General features: G+C 66.4%; 1 protein-coding gene. It reads left to right on the top strand.

From position 1 onward, the window contains the following. The coding region (locus tag J7523_RS20575) for a penicillin-binding transpeptidase domain-containing protein (RefSeq protein WP_291890695.1) at positions 1-503 on the top strand (503 nt) is incomplete at both ends.

The raw sequence follows: 503 nt of genomic DNA, 5'->3' as shown, positions 1-503 counted from the left end.
GTCCCGTACACCCGGCCCAACACGATGGTCGGCCCGCAGGGTCTGCTCCTGCAGATGGTGCGCACCGAGCTCCAGAAGCCGCCGCTGAGCCTCAAGGACGAGGAGATCGACCGCAACGGCTACAAGGTCGTCACCACGATCCAGAAGCCGCTGCAGGACCAGGCGGTCGCGAACGCCGAGGCGTTCAAGGCTGGCTCGCTGGACGGTCAGGACGGCTCGAAGCCGAACGAGCGGACGGACATCACGATCACGTCCGTCGACCCGAAGACGGGCGGCATCGTCGCGCTCTACGGCGGCCCCAACAACGAGACCGACCAGATCAACCACGCGACGTACGACAACATCCAGCCGGGCTCCACGTTCAAGCCCTTCACGCTCATCGCCGCGCTCGAGAGCGGCATCCCGCTCACCAAGACGTACAACGGCTCCTCGCCGCAGACGCCCAAGGGCTGGGACCCGTCGAACCCGAAGAAGACCGTGCAGAACTTCGGCGCTGGCAAGGG

It is taken from the genome of Cellulomonas sp., from assembly GCF_017744555.1.
Lineage (GTDB): Bacteria > Actinomycetota > Actinomycetes > Actinomycetales > Cellulomonadaceae > Cellulomonas.
This window is presented reverse-complemented; position numbering and strand designations above follow the sequence as displayed.